At 26.8% G+C, this 732-nt stretch carries 1 protein-coding gene; it reads left to right on the top strand.

The annotated features are described in order from the left end of the window. On the top strand, positions 1-257 hold a 257-nt coding region (locus CDOM16189_RS08040; protein WP_170000958.1), incomplete at its 5' end, for a GNAT family N-acetyltransferase. Between the last annotated feature and the right edge of the window lie 475 nt (positions 258-732).

Below are 732 nucleotides of genomic sequence, written 5' to 3'. Positions count from 1 at the left end.
AAGTAGCTTATCACTTTGATAATAAAAGAAGTATATATGTTACAAACGTTATCATATACGCACCTTACCGTAAAAAAGGATATGGAAAGATAGCATTAACGCTATTATGCAAAAAAGCAAAAGAAAACGGTATCAAAGAGATATATGATGATATAGCAATAGATAATCCGGCAATAAACTTATTTCTAAGTTGCGGCTTTAAAGAAGAGTATAGAGCAACTGAGTATGTTATGTTAAAAAAGGTGTTGGTTGATTAGTATAAAATTTGTATTGAAAATTAATTGATAACTTTTAAAAACAAAGCTCTTAATTTAAGTATTTTAATAAAACATAAAAACCTATCATTTTTTTTCATATCATTTAAAGCCTAAACTTAGGGATTTAACCTATTTTTATGATCTTACCTTTTGAAAACCGATTGAAAAATTTGTTAATTTTTACAAAAACTTTTCCGATTTTTTCCATTTTATTTCTAAAGATTTCAAATTTTATGTCATTTTATTCCGATAAAAGTGAGACAAAAGTGAGACACTAATGATTTTTTAGTAAGCTTAAAGTGCCTAAAATTCGGTATTTAGTCAAATTCTGTTCTCTTCCAGCATCCGGAGCCATTTCCTTTCAGTTCCATTTTTTTCTTTATTTTTCCACTTTATTCTTTTTCTTTCCGAAAAGTTCTTAGAAAGCCTTAAATACGAGCTTAGAATCAACTATTTTTCTTTGATTTTTGATCTA

This window comes from Campylobacter sp. RM16189, from assembly GCF_012978815.1.
Taxonomy (GTDB): domain Bacteria; phylum Campylobacterota; class Campylobacteria; order Campylobacterales; family Campylobacteraceae; genus Campylobacter_A.
This window is presented reverse-complemented; position numbering and strand designations above follow the sequence as displayed.